The organism is Bacillus sp. JJ664 (assembly GCF_036962205.1).
Lineage (GTDB): Bacteria > Bacillota > Bacilli > Bacillales > Bacillaceae_G > Gottfriedia.
Window position 1 is genome coordinate 2,772 of record NZ_JBALMS010000031.1, and the last position, 18,495, is coordinate 21,266.

16 protein-coding genes and 1 pseudogene are annotated in these 18,495 nt (G+C 33.4%); 2 read left to right on the forward strand and 15 right to left on the reverse strand.

The genetic code is table 11. From position 1 onward, the window contains the following. The 8 genes from V7056_RS05160 to V7056_RS05195 all read right to left on the reverse strand — a co-directional run. A partial coding sequence (locus V7056_RS05160; RefSeq protein WP_499699923.1) for a response regulator transcription factor occupies positions 1-417 on the reverse strand: 417 nt, incomplete at its 3' end. Between the two features lie 198 nt (positions 418-615). Continuing rightward, on the reverse strand, positions 616-1,146 hold the full coding sequence (locus V7056_RS05165) for a GNAT family N-acetyltransferase (protein ID WP_499699925.1): 531 nt from the start codon (positions 1,144-1,146) through the stop codon (positions 616-618). 234 nt (positions 1,147-1,380) lie between these two features. Next, positions 1,381-2,088: a response regulator gene (locus V7056_RS05170; RefSeq protein WP_499699926.1), complete on the reverse strand. Its 708-nt coding sequence runs from the start codon at positions 2,086-2,088 to the stop codon at positions 1,381-1,383. Then, positions 2,054-3,688 carry an ATP-binding protein gene (locus V7056_RS05175; RefSeq protein WP_499699928.1) on the reverse strand — a complete coding sequence of 545 codons (1,635 nt, stop codon included), beginning with the start codon at positions 3,686-3,688 and terminating at the stop codon, positions 2,054-2,056. Before V7056_RS05175 ends, V7056_RS05170 begins: the two co-directional genes overlap by 35 nt. 67 nt (positions 3,689-3,755) lie before the next feature. Continuing rightward, complete coding sequence (locus V7056_RS05180; protein WP_499699930.1) at positions 3,756-5,282, reverse strand: tripartite tricarboxylate transporter permease; 1,527 nt, start codon at positions 5,280-5,282, stop codon at positions 3,756-3,758. Positions 5,283-5,305: 23 nt separating this feature from the next. Then, positions 5,306-5,767, reverse strand: a complete 462-nt coding sequence (locus tag V7056_RS05185; protein ID WP_499699932.1) for a tripartite tricarboxylate transporter TctB family protein — start codon at positions 5,765-5,767, stop codon at positions 5,306-5,308. Between the two features lie 52 nt (positions 5,768-5,819). Further along, positions 5,820-6,836, reverse strand: a complete 1,017-nt coding sequence (locus V7056_RS05190; RefSeq protein WP_499699934.1) for a Bug family tripartite tricarboxylate transporter substrate binding protein — start codon at positions 6,834-6,836, stop codon at positions 5,820-5,822. Between the two features lie 277 nt (positions 6,837-7,113). After that, positions 7,114-9,492, reverse strand: a complete 2,379-nt coding sequence (locus V7056_RS05195) for an immune inhibitor A domain-containing protein (protein ID WP_499699936.1) — start codon at positions 9,490-9,492, stop codon at positions 7,114-7,116. A gap of 212 nt (positions 9,493-9,704) precedes the next feature. Here V7056_RS05195 and V7056_RS05200 point away from each other — a divergent pair, with 212 nt between their 5' ends. Beyond that, the gene (locus V7056_RS05200; protein WP_499699938.1) at positions 9,705-10,289 is read left to right on the forward strand and encodes a DNA-3-methyladenine glycosylase; all 585 of its coding nucleotides are present in this window, start codon (positions 9,705-9,707) and stop codon (positions 10,287-10,289) included. Between the two features lie 141 nt (positions 10,290-10,430). Here V7056_RS05200 and V7056_RS05205 read toward each other — a convergent pair whose 3' ends face one another. From V7056_RS05205 to V7056_RS05220, 4 genes are all read right to left on the reverse strand, one after another. After that, on the reverse strand, positions 10,431-12,089 hold the full coding sequence (locus tag V7056_RS05205) for a glycerol-3-phosphate dehydrogenase/oxidase (protein WP_499699940.1): 1,659 nt from the start codon (positions 12,087-12,089) through the stop codon (positions 10,431-10,433). A 246-nt stretch (positions 12,090-12,335) separates the two neighbouring features. Beyond that, entirely contained in the window at positions 12,336-13,511 is a 1,176-nt protein-coding gene (locus tag V7056_RS05210; RefSeq protein ID WP_499699942.1) for a sugar ABC transporter permease, read from the reverse strand. A gap of 15 nt (positions 13,512-13,526) precedes the next feature. Next, positions 13,527-15,047: an ATP-binding cassette domain-containing protein gene (locus V7056_RS05215; protein ID WP_087999709.1), complete on the reverse strand. Its 1,521-nt coding sequence runs from the start codon at positions 15,045-15,047 to the stop codon at positions 13,527-13,529. Positions 15,048-15,161: 114 nt separating this feature from the next. Continuing rightward, the gene (locus tag V7056_RS05220) at positions 15,162-16,310 is read right to left on the reverse strand and encodes a sugar ABC transporter substrate-binding protein (RefSeq protein WP_499699944.1); all 1,149 of its coding nucleotides are present in this window, start codon (positions 16,308-16,310) and stop codon (positions 15,162-15,164) included. Positions 16,311-16,905: 595 nt separating this feature from the next. Here V7056_RS05220 and V7056_RS05225 point away from each other — a divergent pair. Continuing rightward, entirely contained in the window at positions 16,906-17,031 is a 126-nt protein-coding gene (locus V7056_RS05225) for a GapA-binding peptide SR1P (RefSeq protein WP_499699946.1), read from the forward strand. Positions 17,032-17,188: 157 nt separating this feature from the next. Here the strand turns inward: V7056_RS05225 and V7056_RS05230 are convergent, their stop codons facing one another. The 3 genes and pseudogenes from V7056_RS05230 to V7056_RS05240 form a co-directional block, all read right to left on the reverse strand. Next, on the reverse strand, positions 17,189-17,422 hold the full coding sequence (locus V7056_RS05230; protein WP_499699948.1) for a YczI family protein: 234 nt from the start codon (positions 17,420-17,422) through the stop codon (positions 17,189-17,191). Positions 17,423-17,552: 130 nt separating this feature from the next. Then, a complete protein-coding gene (locus V7056_RS05235; protein ID WP_499699950.1) occupies positions 17,553-17,801 on the reverse strand; it encodes a hypothetical protein in 249 nt (82 codons plus the stop codon). Between the two features lie 81 nt (positions 17,802-17,882). Further along, a pseudogene (locus tag V7056_RS05240) lies at positions 17,883-18,463 on the reverse strand (zinc-binding dehydrogenase); the annotation flags it as partial. Positions 18,464-18,495 lie beyond the last annotated feature (32 nt).

Consider the following 18,495-nt stretch of genomic DNA (forward strand, 5'->3'; position numbering starts at 1 on the left):
CTCTATATCTTTCGCTCGGAATATACTATGTTCATATTTACTAGATTCCGCTACTACTCTTTTTAGTAGAGCCTTCATTCTAGCAATTAGGATTAATGGTTTTACCGGCTTTGTAATATATTCATCCGCTCCAACTTGGAATCCATACAATTCATCATATTCCTCACTTTTTGCAGTGATCATAATAATGGGTATGCTAGAGTGCTTTCGAATTTCTTTACATACTTCCCAACCATCTATTTTAGGCATCATCACATCTAATAGAATTAGTTTCAGCTCATCTTGATTTGTTTTGAATAAGTTGATTGCCTCTTCACCATTTGCTGCTTCTATAACTTCAAACGACTCTCGCTTTAAAAAGTCTACAAGTACTCTTCGGATACGCTGTTCATCATCACAAAGTAATATTTTCACCACAGTGTTTCCCCCAATAAAGCTTTCTATTATCTATTTATATTATAAATTGCTAGATTATTAAATGAAAGAAAATTCAATCATTTCAGTATTATTAAGTGATCTTTGAATGAAAAAAGACAGATAGCTATCTATCTGCCCTTTTAAAAGGAAGTATTTTTCATTTGAATTTTCATAAAAGATTTCGATTATTTAAATGCATTAACTCGATAATCTCACTTTTTGGTCCCTTAAATTAAGCATCATATGTTCTTGATCCCAATATTCATCTTCCAGTTTTAAGCTGTCCGGTGTGACTGCAAATGTTTCAAATCCAAATGTTTTATATAGTTTTTTTGCAGATTTATTCCCTTCAACAACATTTAACGTAATTTGTTCTAACTCTAAGCTTTTTGCTAGATGAATAACTTCTTCAATCAGTCTATGTCCAGCACCCAATCTCCGTGCTCTAGTTGATACATAAACTGACTCAATTTTTCCTTTGTGTTCTGATTTCGTTTTTTCAAAAGTTTTCAAAGTTGCGATTCCAATTAATTCACCATTATTTGTAAATGCTCCAAATGTATAATTGATGTCTTTATCTAATATTTCAGCTTTATATTCTATTGGGTCATCTTGTTCAAGTATGTCATCCATCGTTGTACTAAATACTTCTGGATTTGTTTCTAAACCTTCTAGACGAATATTAAGATAGATTTCTGCATCTTCCCTTGTTAATAATCGTATTTTCATTTCTATCTCCTCCGTGTTGTTTCCACATTTAAATTTTAACGAACTCAATGTAGGTTTTCAACGCTTTATGAGGTATGCTTCGACTGTCATATATTTGTAAAAAAGGCTGGGAAACGCCTGTATATCAGTATGTAAACAGATTTAAACTGTCTATTTTCAGTACAAGCTGTTACAGAATTGTTAGCTTTGTCATACTCAACTTTACATTAGTAAGAAATGTGATACTTGATAGATTTAACCGATCCTATTTATTAAATAGACTCTTTCAGGTCTACCAATCGTTCCATAGGCTAAATCGGCAAGTACCTTTCCTTCTGATACTAAGTACTCTAAATATCTTCTTGCAGTTGTGCGACTAACGCCAATTTCATGACTAACATGTTCTGCAGTCATTCCATTTCTTTCCTCATGAATCGCTATTAAAACTTTTTCTAAGGTAAGTTTATCTATTCCTTTAGGAAATTGACTTTGTTCTTCGATGATGCCGATATTCTTCCCAATTAAACTATCAATCTCATCTTGAGTAATATAAGCACTTTTGGTTTGTAAATTACTTATTTTCTTTGAATAATTCGCATATCTAATTAATGAATTTTTTAAGCGTTCAAAAATAACTGGTTTAATAATGAAGTCAAATACCCCATAATGAATAGCTTGATTAACTGACTCTATTTCCTTAGAAGCGGTAATCATAATTACATTCGAAGTTGTTGAGTTGTCTTTTATCCATTTTAAAAAATCTAGTCCGTTCATATCTGGAAAATAAACATCTAGTATGACTAATTGCGGTTTTACAATCTCAAAAAGATCAATCGCTTCTTGATAATTAGTCGCTATACCAATTACGCTGAAACCATCGATTTTATCAATAAATCTCTGATGTATTTCTGCAATTCTACTATCATCCTCAACTATTAATACTTCTATTAAATTCTTTTTCATAGATTATGTTATTCTCCTTTTGTTGTTTAGGAATTGCAACAATAAAGGTTGTCCCTCCATTTTCATTAGAATGAAATGTAATTTGCCCATTTAACTTTTGGAGTAATCTTTGAACTAGGTGCAGTCCAATACCTGAATTTTTGTACTTCTTTTTCGTTGTAACACCATATAAAAATATATCATCTACTAATTCTTCTGGTATTCCATTTCCATTATCATCTATCTCAATGATTAAATCTTGGCCAATGTCAGTAAGAAATAATGATACTTTCTTTTCTGGTTTGTTTGATTCAATCACAGCATCAAATGCGTTGTTAAGTAGATTCCCTATTATCGTTATTAAATCCTCTCGATTGACCTCTTTTGGTACATCCGCAAAACTACTATTATGATCTAACATGAAATCTACTTTTAACTCATTCGCTAAACTTATTTTACCTAATAAAAGACCTGCCACAACTGGATCAGAAATTTCTTCCATAATGAATTGAATGATATTTTGAGTTATATTTGACTCTTTTGAGATTAATTCAATTGCTTCTTGATATGATTCAAGCTGTATCAAGCCTAAAATTGTATGCAATTTATTTGAGTACTCATGAGACTGTGCTCTTAATCCTTCAGAATAAGCTTTTATTTGGGATAATTCATTCAGGACTTTATTCAATTCCGATTTTTCTCTAAATGAGGTTACTGCACCGACAATATTACCGTCTACTCCAGAAATTGGCACACAATTAATAATCACCATTTTTTCGTTAATTAGAAATTCTAAATCATATATTGCTTCTCCTGTTTCTACTACTTTTTTCAAGTGAGAATTAGGTAAAATATCTTCTATTTTTAACCCTCTAAGCTTTATATTATTTGGAATTGAAAGTACTTTATGGGCATTCTCATTAACGACTGTTATTTCACAATTTTCATCTATCGCAATAATACCTTCATGAATAGATTCTAAAATGGCATGTTTTTCTTGATACATTCTTCCTATTTCTTTCGGTTCCAAACCGAAAATAGACTTCTTAATATTAAATGAGATTAGAAATGCTGCCGATATTCCAATCGCTAGTATAATTAAACTATTAAATAATAACTTTTTATGAAACTTATTGGCTTCTTCTTCAATATCTTTAATTAAATAACCGACAGAAACTACACCGATTACCTCTCCTTGATTGTTTATAATTGGAGATTTTCCTCTTAACGAAGGTCCCAGTGTACCGGTAGATTCTGATATGATTTCCTTCCCTTTAAATACGTTCTCATTATCACCGCCAACCATCTTTTTACCAATTAATATTGAATTGGGATGTGAATAACGAATTTCATTCTTGTTTCCAACAACTATAAATTCTGCTCCAACTTTTTTTCTTATTTTTTCAACAATCGGTTGAATCGTTACAGATGGATTTTCTTTCAAAAATGCAGTACGAATTTCTGGCATATTTGCAACTGCTTGAGAGATCGCTAATGCTTTTAATCCTTTTTCGTGTTTTGCATTTTTTTGAAGCATTTCTTGTGACACTAATTCAAAAACACCGCTAATGCATAAGATTAGAACTGATATAAAGATGATTAGTTTATAGTGTAAGCGCATAAAATTCTCCTTATATTTTTATAATAATCAAAAAACTCCTTTTATTAAAGGAGTTTTGCTAGATATTTTATGCTTCTATATTTACTACAACACTTTTACCTTTAAATTTAATAACGATTGGAACGATAATCCACAATGCTGCAACGACTAAAAAAGAAGCTGAAATTGGGTGTGTGATAAATATGCTATAGTCACCATTTGAAACTGTTAAGGCTCTTCTTAAGTTATTTTCAATCATTGGTCCTAACACTAAACCTAATACTAAAGGTGCAATTGGAAAATCATTTTTAGAAAGGAAATAACCAAAAATACCACAAGCAATTAATAGTAGTAAATCATTCACAGAAACTTGTACCGCATAAACCCCAAATATTGATATTGCGATAATGATCGGTAGTAAATATTTTTTCGGTGTTTGAATAATCTTTGCAAATAATCTTACCAATGGCATGTTTAGTACTAATAACATAACATTCCCGATAAACATACTTGCAATTAATCCCCATGCAACATCTGGGTGTTCTTCAAATAAAAGTGGTCCTGGTTGAATGTTATACATCATAAATGCACCCATTAATATCGCAGTCGTACCCGAGCCAGGAATTCCTAAAGTTAATAGTGGAATCATTGCTCCTCCAGATGCAGCATTATTAGCTGATTCTGGTGAGGCAACTCCTGCAATTGTACCAGTTCCAAACTTTTCTGGAGTTTTACTTAACTTTTTCTCAACAATATAAGCAAAAAATGAAGCCAATGTTGCACCTGCTCCGGGTAAAATACCGATAAAAAACCCTAACAATGAGCCTCTCGCAATAGGTGCAGCACTTTCCTTTAATTCCTCTTTTGATGGTAATAAATTATTAATTTTTGCGATTTCTCCATCATCTACTTCATTTTCGAGAATCGTTTTAAATACTTCTCCAAGGGCAAATAACCCAACAGCAATTGTTAAAAATTCTAACCCTTGATATAACCAAGGAACATCATAAGTAAATCGTGATACTCCAGAAACTGAATCTATCCCAATTGTCGCAAGAAGTAATCCAACAATTGTCATAATCAATGCCTTAGTTATAGATTTGCCTGCCAGTCCACTAACTGCACATAATCCCAAAAGCATTAATGAAAAATATTCTGCAGGTCCAAATTTAATCGCGACAGCCGATAAAGGTTTAGCAAGAAGGATTAATGCGACAAGTGTTACGACACCTGCAACAAATGAACCAATAGCGGCAATAGATAAAGCACTACCAGCTCTTCCTTTTTTAGCCATCTGGTAACCGTCTAAGGTCGTAACAACAGAGGATGATTCCCCAGGTGTATTTAGTAAAATAGATGTAGTTGATCCACCATACATTGCACCATAATATACACCTGCAAGTAATATAATTGAACTTGTTGCTGCTTGTTCAGGTGCTAAAAATCCTGTTGCCGAAGCTGTTACAGGTATCAAAAGAGCTACTCCACTCATGGGTCCAATACCAGGTAAAACACCTACTGCTGTACCAATTAACACTCCGACAAAGGCGAATAATAGATTATACCAAATAAATGCAGTTTCAAAACCTTGAGCTAAATATTGAATTGTACCCAATTGTTTGTCTCCCTTCTAGTCTCTTAAAACCAAATTGGCCAGCCTGGTAATGTACCTTTCATGACATTCACAAATACAAAGTAAATAATGATTGAGTATCCTAAAGAAATAGAAATTGATTTCATCCATTTTCCACGTTCTAAAGCTTGGAAGCAAATTAATAAAAACAAAAATGAACTAATAATAAAACCAATTTTTTCAAGTAAAAGTGCATACATAATGGCTGAGACTAAAACAATAAAAAATTGTTTGTAACGAAATTGGATTGCTCCTGACATTTCATGTTTATAAAAAAATGTTTCATAAAATAATCGACAACTCAATAAGGAGAGAATACATCCAAGTATAAAAGGAAATACGTTTGGTCCTACGACACTTCCATATGCAGATGTAGCAATACTTCGGCTTTCTAACATAAATGTTAAACCGATAATTAGAAATACGATGGCTGCAATTCTATCAAACTTTTTATCCAATTGAATCACCTCTCTATTTAGTATTAAAAGAAGGAGAGGTCTCTCCTTCCATCAGCACCAATTATTTTTTCATTCCCAATACTTCTAATAAATCATTAACTTGTGTTTCTTGCTCTGCTAAGAACGTTTTAAAATCTTCACCGTTTCTATATTCTGGCTGCCAGCCCTGTGCAGCTACTTCTGTTTTCCACTCATCAGTTTCAACTAGTTTAGCAATCGTATCTTCCCAATAAGTATAAGCATCTTTAGACATCTTTTCTGGGCCGAATACTCCACGCCAAATGACAAACTCTGCATCTACACCTTGCTCTTTAGCAGTTGGAACATTTGATAATACGTCTCCTTGAATACGTTCAGGTGCTGTCACTGCAAGAATTTTAACTTTACCTGCCTTTACGAACTCAAGCGTACTTGAAATATCAGTAGAGATCACATCTGCATTTTTTCCTAAAAGAGCTGTTATAGCCTCTGACCCACCATCATATGAAACATATTTTATTTTAGTAGGATCAATACCGTATCTGTAGGCTGGTAAAATTCCAATTAAATGATCCATTGAACCAGGAGCAGAACCACCTGCTAATGTCACTTTACTAGGGTCTTTTTTCATTTCATCTAAAAGCGATTTTAAATCCGTATATTTTGAGTCAGCCCTAACAACAATTGCACCGTAATCAATTGTTAACTGTGCTAAAGGAGTTGTATTTTTATAACCATATGGACTGTTTCCCTCTTTTTTTAAGTTATTAATAATAATTGGAGGTGAGTTTACAAATAGTTTTTCATTATTCGCTTTATCTTTCGTAGCATATTCAGCCATAAATACTGCTCCGCCACCACCAGGCTTATTCTCCACTGTCATCGGTTCCTCTACAAGATTTGTTTCACCTAAAATTTTTACAAATGATCTAGATGTTAAGTCCCATCCTCCACCTGCTCCAGAAGGTGCCACAACCGAAATAGCTCTATCCGGATAAGAAGATTTACTTCCTGAAGTTTCTTTCCCACTATTACATGCTGCTAGACTTACAGTTAAAATAGATGACAAAAATAATAAACTAGCTTTCTTAGAATTCATTATTAAACCCCCTTAGATTGTAAACGCTTACTTATACAAGTATTATAATTTAATAATTCTGAAAAATAATATTATGAACGTTAAAGACTTAAGGATCATTAAAACCATTTTGTTCATAAAAACCACAGTGATTATCTATCTATAAAAAGTACACATTAAAAAGTAATGTTCTTAGTGCTTTTTTAACATCTTTTTTAACATCTTCTTTCTCTACTTTTTTTAGACAAAAAAAAAATACGAGACTGAATGAATCAGCTCGTATTTTTTATTGATCGGTTTATTTATGAATCCAAACAGCTCCAGCAGAGTTATCCTTTGCTTCTCCAATTACTTGGAATTTCAAGCCAAAGTTTGGAAGGCTTCTTCCTGCATCAGGGATTAACGTATTCATGTATTCGTTAGAATCATCGAATTTTGTTACGCCTGCTAATCCGTCATAATCGAAAATTCCACGAGATGGTGAGTTAATATACCACTCTGGTGATTGATCATAACTGAATGCAGCATCTGAAACTTGGTATCTAGTACTTTGTTCAACAGATTGTTGTCCATTTAGGTTACCAACAATTGCTGATGGATGAGCGTCAACTACACCTAAGAATCCTTCTCCTGGATGTACACCTACCCAGTTATCAGTATAGCTATCATCACCATACCAAACTACTAAACCAGTATTATACTTAACGCCGCGAGCGAATTCTAATGCTTTATCACTTCCAGCATAATTTCTCCACTCTAAGTAGTAATAATGTTTCTTGAAATCAGTTCCATTTGATACAGTTGCACCATCTAATGTGAATCCAGGTGTTCCTTCTGCTCCATCAGTAAATACTACTTGATCATTTACTGTTAACTTCGCTTCATCAAACGCAAAACCATTTGGAGCTAATCCACCATCAGTTACATATTCAAATTGAACTTTTACATTTTTCCCTTTAAATGCAGATAAATCGTATGATTTATCAACCCATAGGCCTTTTGATGTTTCATATCCACCTGCTGTATTTTCATCACCAATTGTATCAATTGTCGCAAGTTTCTTACCATTCTCGTCTAAAACGTTAACATATAGATAGTCAAAATCAAATTCTACTTGATAGTTTGCTTTAAGTGAGAAATTTGCACTTGTAGCATCTGTTAAATTAAACACTGGTGAAGTCATTGTAGTGTGTAAATCGTCACCTTTTGAACTATAGTAATATTTTGCACCAAATTGAGGTTGAATTTCACTCTTAACCTCTTTATCTGGTAAATTTACTTTTACAATACCAGGATTATTTGATTTCGTTACACTTTGATCGATAAATGAAGCAATACCTTCTTTGTCGATATCTTTGTAATCTACTTCAGTCATGTTTGCCCAGTTTCCACCAATTGTTTTTTGGAAGAACTCTTTGTTTTGTGGAGAGAAACTAGTAGGTGTTGTACCAGCAATTGCACCATTCCAACTACCACCACTCATGATAGACCAAGAAGCGATTGGCTCACCATCACCAGTATATTGCGTATCATATTCATCTGGTAATCCTAAATCATGCCCGTATTCATGAGCAAATACACCTACTGCACCATCTTCTGGTTCAACAGTGTAGTCATAAGCTGCCATATATCCGCCCCAATATGGAACAGAAGCTTGTGTTCCTGCAAATGGAGTAACGCCATTTAATACCCAACGGTGTGACCAAATAGCATTATCACCTAATGCTCCGCCACCTGCTTCTTGTCCAACTCCAGCATGAATTACCATTAAGTGATCAACTAATCCATCTGGCTCATTTGTATTTCCATCACCATCGATATCGTAAATATCTAGGTCATCATAATCAGCTAAATTTACTCCAGAGTTAATTGCTGCTTTCAATGCATCTTTAATGAAGTCACGTGGACCTTTTGGAGCTAAATTATCATGTCCTGTTGCACTATCATCACCATATTCAGCCGCCTTACCTGGTACTGTTAACCAGTCTGTTACTGTACCTTTTACAGTGTAGCTTCCACCAGATTGCTCTTCATAAAATTGTTTAAATGTTTTTACTTTTGAACCGTCAAATAATGTAAAGTCCTTATCTCCAAAAAGCATATTTTCATAATGAGCTTTATTGAAGTCTGAAGAATACATATATCCTTCTTCTTGCTCGATACTATTATGTTTAAAATCTGCAAATTCTGCTAATACAACTAATACTTTATCTTCACGAACACCGCCATTGTATTTTGCTTGCTTAGCTGAATCTACCTTGACCATTCCATTTGGCTTGCCTTTTTTGTAATTTCCATGACCTTTATCTAATTGCTTTAACAATTGCTGTTTACGTTTTTCTATCGTGCTCTTTTGTTTTTCTGCAATTTCAGCACTGTGATCATGTGTTTCTTTTAACTTATCGCCTTGTTTTTTCTTTATGTATGCTTTAACCTTTGCTTTAGCAGTCTCAGAACTGTCAGTATCTTTAATGATACCTCTGTCTTTTAATGCTTTTTCTAATCGTTCTTCATCTACTACATTTAAATCTAAATACGGAGAATCTGTTACTTGCTGACTTTTTTCTTCAGTTGGGACTGCAGCTTTTGTCGTTAGTCCCGTTGAAAGAACCGAAAAACTTAATGCTGTGACAAGTGAAATACTAGATAAAACTTTCCAATACGATGGTTTCCCCATAACTTGCACCTCTATTCTGAATTTTCATAACAGTAAATAAATAGTACAAGCTACTTTCTCTTCCGACAATGAGTCTTTATTAACAATTTTTAATTTAGTCAATAAGCTATTCTCACTAAAATCTAATAATAAGTAAAAAAGGTAGAGGTAAATTGTCATATTATTTCGACAAATGTAAACTCTAAAAATAATACGAAAAAGGTGAAAATCCGATGATTACTCCCATTGATAAAAGTTTTTTTAATAAATCTACACTTCAGTTGTCGAAAGATTTACTTGGTTGTCGCTTAGTACATTTAATGGATAACATTGTAATTTCTGGTAAAATCGTGGAAACAGAGGCTTATATGGGGCCAGTCGATCGTGCCGCGCATAGCTTTCAAAATCGCCGTACAAAACGGACTGAAATTATGTTCCATGAGGCTGGACTAATCTATACATACCAAATGCATACGCATACTTTAATTAATATTGTAAGTGGAGATATAGATTGTCCCGAGGCAGTTCTGGTCAGGGCTATTGAACCAATTGACGGAATCGATTTTATGATCAAAATGAGGAATAACCAGCCTATTTCTAATTTAACAAATGGACCAGGTAAATTAACAAAGGCTATGAATATCACAATGTCTTCATATGGACAAAAAAGCTGGGAGCCACCAGTCTTTATTGCGGAAGGGATTAAGCCGCACGATATCAGTTCTGGATCTCGCATTGGGATTGAGAATACGGGAGAAGCAAGAGATTATCCTTGGAGATTTTGGATTACTGATAATCCGTTTATTTCAAGGAAATAGAAAGCCCAGTAGATAACAAGAGCAATCTTAAAAACTCACCAAGGCTACTAATTGAAATTCTGATTAGTTGCCTTGGTGAGTTTGAATTTTTAATCCCGACATAGAGGAACTGTTTATACTTTTTAGTTTTCCTTCATTTCATCATTCTCTAAAACCTGTAGTAGCACTATTGATTTGTTCTTCTAGTTCTAATCGGTATTCCTTTGTTTGATAAGGACTCCACCCAAATCTTTTTTCCATATAATTTATTACTCCATTTTTGTATTTATTTACAACATCGATTTGAAAATATAATGTCCCCGTGCGTCTTACAAAAAAGTCTACTGGCTTTACAATCATTTCATATTGAATTCCATACTCTAGCGGTAAAAATAACGTCAAAGGTAAATCATAGTTATCCTTTATGTTACGCAGTCCAATTTCTAATATTTGGTTGATATTTGAACCGTATCTATTACTCAATTCCTCATATTCAATTTCATTTAAACCAATTGCAATGCCTACTGATTCAAATCTTTTTTTATAATATTGAAATCCTTTTGATCCTCCAACTTCTCCACCCGAGATGGGCAATTCCTTTGTTTGGCATACTTTGTAGACTATATTTTTAGTCATAAAAAATTCCTTTGAGATATGATCTACAACAGTTTCAGCCATTTTACGGTATCCAGTCAACTTTCCTCCAGCTATCGTGATTAATCCAGAATTTGAAAGCCAAATTTCGTCTCTTCTAGATATTTCTGATGGATCCTTGCCTTTCTCATAAATAAGTGGTCTGACTCCTGCCCAACTTGATTCGATATCTTCTTCATCAAGTTGAATTGTTGGAAACATAAATCGAATGCAATTCAAAATATACCGTCTATCATCTAGACTTACTTTTGGATTTACTGGTTCTTTATCAAAAATTGTATCCGTTGTACCAATATAAGTCTTTTTGTCTCTTGGAATGGCAAATACCATTCGTCCATCCTCTGTATCAAAATAGACAGACTGATTTAATGGGAATTTATTATGGTCAATGACTAAATGAACCCCTTTTGTTAAACGTAGGTTTTTATCATTTTCAATTTTATCTTTCTCGCGCAATTGATCAACCCATGGCCCAGTGGCATTTACTATTTTTTTAGCTTTGATTGTAAAAGGAACTCTTGTGATAGAATCGATCACCTTAACACCATTAACCAAACTATTTTCATAAGTAAAATCTGTCACTTGGACATAATTGATTGCCTTTACACCATGGTCAACTGCTTTTTTTATGACCTCAATAGTTAATCGAGCATCATCTGTACGATATTCTACATAGTAACCCCCACCCTTTAACCCATCTTTTTTAATGAGTGGTTCTTTAGCAATAACTAGATTTCTATTTAACATTTTTCGTCGTTCTTTTTTGTGCACTCCCGCTAAATAATCATATAATCTTAAACCAATTGAAGTACTTAATCTCCCAAATGTTCCGCCTTTATAGATCGGTAAAAGCATCCATTCTGGTGTCGTTACATGAGGACCATTTTCATAAACAATCTCGCGTTCTTTTCCAACTTCTGCCACGATACTAAATTCATATTGCTTTAAATAACGTAATCCACCATGCACAAGCTTGGTGGAGCGACTTGAAGTTCCTGAAGAAAAATCCTGCATTTCAACTAAGGCAGTGCTCATCCCCCGTGTCACTGCATCAAGAGCAATTCCGCACCCAGTTATTCCGCCCCCAATGATTAGTACATCGAATTCAACTTCAGCTAAATGTTTCTTTATCATTTTTCTACTAAAATAGGAAAATTGTTCATTCATTAATTGAAACCTCACTTTAGTTATTTTTCTCGTTGAATTTGCTTTGTAAGGAATAAACAATAAATGTAGGATATGTACGCTTTATTTCTCATTCTTTTAGCTTATTAGTCGAAATAAAAGAAAATGTGTGAAAAACATGAAAATAATATGATCATTTTCTAGATTACTAATCTGTAAAAATGGGCAAATAAAAAAACAGAAACATGTCATAACAATTGACTGTTTCTGTTCTTTAAATGTATATTCTTATTTACCTTTATTACGAGTAATTACATCAAACACAACCGCCAGAACAAGAACAGCACCACGAATAATGTATTGGTAAGATATATCAATACCCATTAAATTCATACCACTTGTTAATGAAGCCATTACGAATGCACCGATAATTGTACCTGTAATTTTACCAACACCACCTGCGGCTGAAACACCACCAACATAAGCAGCTGCAATTGCATCTAACTCAAACATTGTACCTGCTTGTGGAGATGCAGATGCAAGTCTTGCTGTAAATAAAACACCTGAAAGAGCTGCAAGCATACTCATAGAACCGAACACAATGTAAGTAACCTTTTTAACACTAATCCCACTTAGTTCTGCAGCTTCTGGATTTCCACCAACTGCGTAAATGTGACGTCCTAAAGGTGTTCTAGTTGAAATGAAATGATAGATTATGACAACAATTAGCATAATGACTGCAGTCCATGAAATTCCTTGGTAACCCGCAAGGATATAGCTAATATAGCCAATAATCCCTGAAATAAATACTAATTTTAATACTTGCATTGGCATAGAAAGTACTTCAAAGCCATAAGTTATGTTTACTTTTCTCTTTGAAAAATCACTCCATATTAAAAGAATAATAGAAAGAGCGCCAACTATTAAGGTTGATACGTGTAAACCATTCCAATTACCTAGACTAGGAATATAACCATTTCCAATTGCCTTAAAGCTTTCGTCAGAAATGATAATTGTACCCGTTTCAACAAGTGACATAAGTAAAAATCCCTTAAAAATTAACATTCCCGCTAATGATACAACAAATGAAGGAATTCCTAAATTGGCAACAAAAAAGGCATTAATTAAACCAATAATTGCACCAATCACAAGTACTGCAACAATTGCTAACCAGACAGGTAAACCAAACTTTGTTAAAAACAGAGCAACTACTGCTCCAAGAAAACCTGCTACAAATCCTACTGAAAGATCAATGTGTCTAATAACAATGACAAGCGTCATCCCTACAGCAAGGACAGCAACATACCCCGTCATATTAATTAAATCACTTAAGTTACGAGATGACATAAATAATCCATCCGTATTAATTGTAAAAACTAGCATAATTACTGCTAGAGCAATATACATTCCGTATTCACGAATGTTTTTCTTTAATAACATACCTGCTTCTTGAAAAAAATTCATATTATTCAACCTCTCCTAAATCGTAGCAAGGGCCATAACACTCTCTTGCGTTGCTTCTTCTCTTGACAATTCCCCAGTTATTTTACCTTCTGCCATTACATAAATTCGATCACTCATACCAAGGACTTCTGGAAGTTCAGAAGAAATCATGATAATACTCATACCTTGTTCAACCAATAGATTCATAAATGTATAGATTTCAAATTTTGCACCTACATCAATTCCACGTGTTGGTTCATCCAGAATCAGTACGTTTGGATTTGTAAACAACCATTTACTCAACGATACTTTTTGCTGATTACCACCACTCAATTTCCCAACAATTGATGCAATGGACGGCGCTTTAATATTTAACTTATTTAAATACTCATTTGCAACTACTATTTCTTCATGTTGATTGATTACACTTTTTTTAGAAATCTTAAATAAATCCGTAATTGAAATGTTATTTTTTATATCTTGTTCAAGAATCAAACCATCGCCTTTTCGATCCTCAGTTACATAAGCTATACCTGCATTTATTGCATCTTTTGGATGAGTAAATCTCTTCATTTCACCTTGCACTAAAACCGAACCATCAAGTTTGAACTTTGTTGGATTACCAAAAATACTTTTTGCCAATTCTGTTCTACCCGAACCCATCAATCCAGCAATTCCAATAATTTCACCTTTTCGTACATTTAGGTTGATATTATGAAGAATCTTACGTCCTAGTTTTGGATTGTAAACATTCCAGTCTTTTAATTCTAGTGCTGTCTCCCCAAACTTTTGATCTGGGCGTTTCGGATAAATATCATCAATTTCTCGTCCAACCATGTGTTTAATGATTGTATTTTCACTAATTTCACCTTTATTTTTATCTAATGAACAAATTGTTTGCCCATCTCGAAGTACTGTAACAGTGTCCGCAACTGCAATAACTTCTTTCAGCTTGTGTGAAATCATAATACAAGAAATCCCTTGATTCTTTAACTCTTCCATTAAGAATAGGAGATTTTCACTATCATCTTCATTTAACGCAGCAGTTGGCTCATCCAGAATTAATAATTTAACGTCCTTACTAAGTGCTTTGGCAATCTCAACAAGTTGCTGTTTACCAACACCTAATTCTTTGATTTGAACTTCTGGATTAACATCTAATTTAACTTTCTTTAACATTTCCATTGCTTTCACAATTGTTTCATTGAAATCAACAGTAATACCCTTTTTAATTTCATGACCAATGAAGATGTTTTCAAATACAGAAAGCTCAGGAAATAGAGATAACTCCTGATAGATGATCCCAATACCTTCTTTTTCACTATCACTTATTTTTGAAAACTTTTGTATTTCATCTCCAAAAACAATATCTCCTGCGTATGTTCCAAACGGATAAATACCACTTAAAACTTTCATTAAGGTCGATTTACCTGCGCCATTTTCACCTACTAAGCAATGAATTTCACCTTTTTTGACTTTAAAATTTACATTACTTAAAGCTTTGACACCTGGAAATTCCTTTGAGATGTTTCTCATCTCTAATATAAATTCGCTCATATAATCCGTCTCCTGAGATTGCTAATAGATTCAGTAAAAAAATAATAGAATAACTAACAAAATAGTGACGGGAGGCACCATCACTATTTTGCCAGTTTAATATATTTCATCTAATTACTTTAGTCCTGTGAAATCAGAAGCTTGATAGTAACCAGAATCAATTAATGCGCTATTAACACTATCTTGATCAACAACAATGATGTCAGTTTGTTTAGTTTTAATATCAGCCTTACCGTTGTTTGTTACACCTGCAGCGTCAGGAGTTTGATCTTCTAAGATTGCAGTTGCAGTTGCAATAGCATCAGTAACTAAAGTACGAACATCTTTGAAAACAGTCATAGACTGTAATCCATCAATAATGTATTGTACAGAAGCTTTTTCAGCATCTTGACCAGAAATTACGAAAGAAGTAACATCTTTGTCTGCTTTAAATGTATCTGCGATTGAACGAGCTGTTCCATCATTTGGAGCAAGTACTAATACATCACCTTTATCAGCTTTAGTAGCTTTTGTTAAGTTAGATGATGCTAATGTTTTAGCAACATTGAAATCCCAGTTAGTTGTTACTTGACCGATGATTTTAGCTTGCTCATCACGAGTTAATTCAGCTTTATCCTTTAATTTAACTGCTTCAGATGAATTCACAACTTTGAAAGTACCATCAGCAATTTTAGGTTGAAGAACACTCCAAGCACCTTGGAAGAATAAGAATGCGTTGTTATCACTTGCAGCACCAGCATATAGGTTCAATGGTTGACCTTTTTCACCTGAAGCATGATCTACAAGATATTGAGCTTGTGCAGCACCTACCGCAATGCTATCGAATGATACATAGTAATCAACTGCATCAGTATCTGTAATTAAACGATCGTAAGAAATTACTTTAACGCCAGCCGCTTTTGCTGCTTCTGCTGAAGCTGCAGCCGCTGCTCCGTCTTGTGGACAAATAATTAAAACTTTGATTCCTTTTGCAATTAAAGAATCAACATTTGCTTTTTCTTTTGCAGAATCACCTTGAGAGAATAAAATTTGAACTGAATAATCAGTATCTTTCAATGCATCTTTAAAACGTGTTTCGTCTTGTGTCCAACGTGGCTCATCTTTAGTTGGTAAAACGATACCAATATCAACTTTGCCATCTTTATTTTTCTTACCAACATTAGAGCTTTCATTCGAAGTAGAATTAGAGCCACAGCCTGTTGCAAATACAGCAAATACTAAAAATGCTGAAAGAATTACAAAAATATTTTTTAACTTTCTCAAAATATTTCCCCCTTAATTTTTCTATTTATGATTACATAATTAAGGTATCATGGACTTGTTTGAAAACGCTTTACTATTTCCTTCACTCATTTGTCTATTACCTGTACTTATTTAACCAAACCAGAAAGCGTTTTCAAATCCGACTTTAAAACTAGCATTATTTTGACTTTTGAATAAATTTGTACAGAATTTTTGAGGTATATTCATCCAACCTAGATAAAAATATTAAAAGTTTGATAATGAACTAGACGATTTTTACTTTTATCAATTCATAACTTGATCAAATAACATGTCATCATAAAAAAAGACCGGTCCGCTAATGCGAATTGGTCTTGATTTAAATATTATATATGCATTAGTTAAATAGGATTTATTTCATATTTCACGTAGCAAAAAAACATCAAACACATTATCACAATGCTCTATTTCCGTTTTTTAATGCCATTAATAAAAAATTTTTTTAGTCTATTTCCGATTGAAAACCTTGCTATTTCAACGTTCTTTTAACTTGGTCATTTTATGTCCCTAGGGTGGGGAAAGTCCCTGGAGCAATAGTGATTCGGACGTGGTATAGTGGGCTTAGGAGGTGTTTCTCATGCAAATTTTAATCTGTAAAGAATGCGAAGAAACCATTGAATACGCGGAGTATAAAAAAATTATGAAAATCTATTCAACTTGTGAAAGCTGCAAAAATGAAGCAACTAATTCAACCGCAAAATAATATTCATTTACACTAAAAAATACGACAATTTTGATATATTAACCTTAATAAAAAAGACTTTTTTAGGGTTACAAAATACTCATAAATACTTAATTGAAAAACTCAAAAAGGATCTTACATGAAGATCCTTTTTGATTCTTGTTAAACTAAACATCTGCTAGTTCAATATGAAGCCTTGTATTGATGCACTAAACAAAAATAGGGAAACGATAAAGTTTGAATATGCAGCTGCTTTTCGTTTTAACTGATATTCTGATATCCCTATCACTACAAACATTGCCCCTAAGATAAGTATCATATATGGCATTAAAACCCATTTTTGAGTTATTAGACACCAAATTGCAAGAACTGCAGCAATCAATCCAAAGATCATTCTCAATAATTTTAACAACCTATTCACCACCACTTAAGGTTAAATTAGTGATTATTCACTAATTCATATATTGATTAGTTTATCATTTTCTTCAACTAAACTGCCTTAAACTGATGAAGTAGCCTTCCAGAGTTAGTTCAATTAGACTTTATTTAATTTCCTCTGCTGGATTGCTAAGTCCCTTCTCTTTCAGGTAATTGTCATATGCATCTTTTACTTTATCAGATTTGGGTGCTAATTTTGAAAGTCTATTACTTAAGTCGTTAAGAAGATATAATCCTCTAAACAAACAACCAACGACAATTCCGAATGCTATTAATCCTCCAACTAATGGCCCCATCATTAGAAGCAGATAGCCTAAGATGGTGGCTAAAACTATTGATAAAAACAATTTCACAAAAACGCCCCTTTTAAAAGTTATTAAACAATTATACGACTTTTTATCTCTGATTTTTGTTTATTTAAAACCATAGTGAACTCAATAGCTTGTTAAAAATACTTTCCCTCTAGTTATTTTAGATGACTCAACAAATTCAACAGCCTTTCTTATATCCGATAAGTCAAACGTGGAATCTACATTCATCAAACTTAATTTTTGATTTTCTATGAGCTGGATCAAATTTTCAAAGGTTTTTTTCCATTTAATTGATGAAACATTATGATTCCAATTTCTTAAATGAAAAATGTTTGCAGTAACCTTTGCCTTATTAACAATATCTGACCAGTTAACTTGGGTCCCTGATAATAGACCGATTGTTAAAAGTTTCCATAAGGGTGCACACAAAATGCCAAGTCATTTCCGGATGCGCCTCCAATAGAATCAATTGCAGCATCCGCTCCAACTACATTTGTTAATTCCATAACTGTTTCACAAAGTGGATCAGTAGAGGTATCAATTACATACGATGCTCCAAGCCGAAGTAAATCTTCTGTGTGGATATTATTTCTTGTGACAGCGATTAACCGAAAACCTAGTACCTTTGACAATTGAGCAAAAACACGCCCAATTGCAGAACCACATGCGTTAACTAGTAATACATCATCCGGTCTTAACTTTAAAAATTAAACTCGTAGAACTTAAGACATTTCGC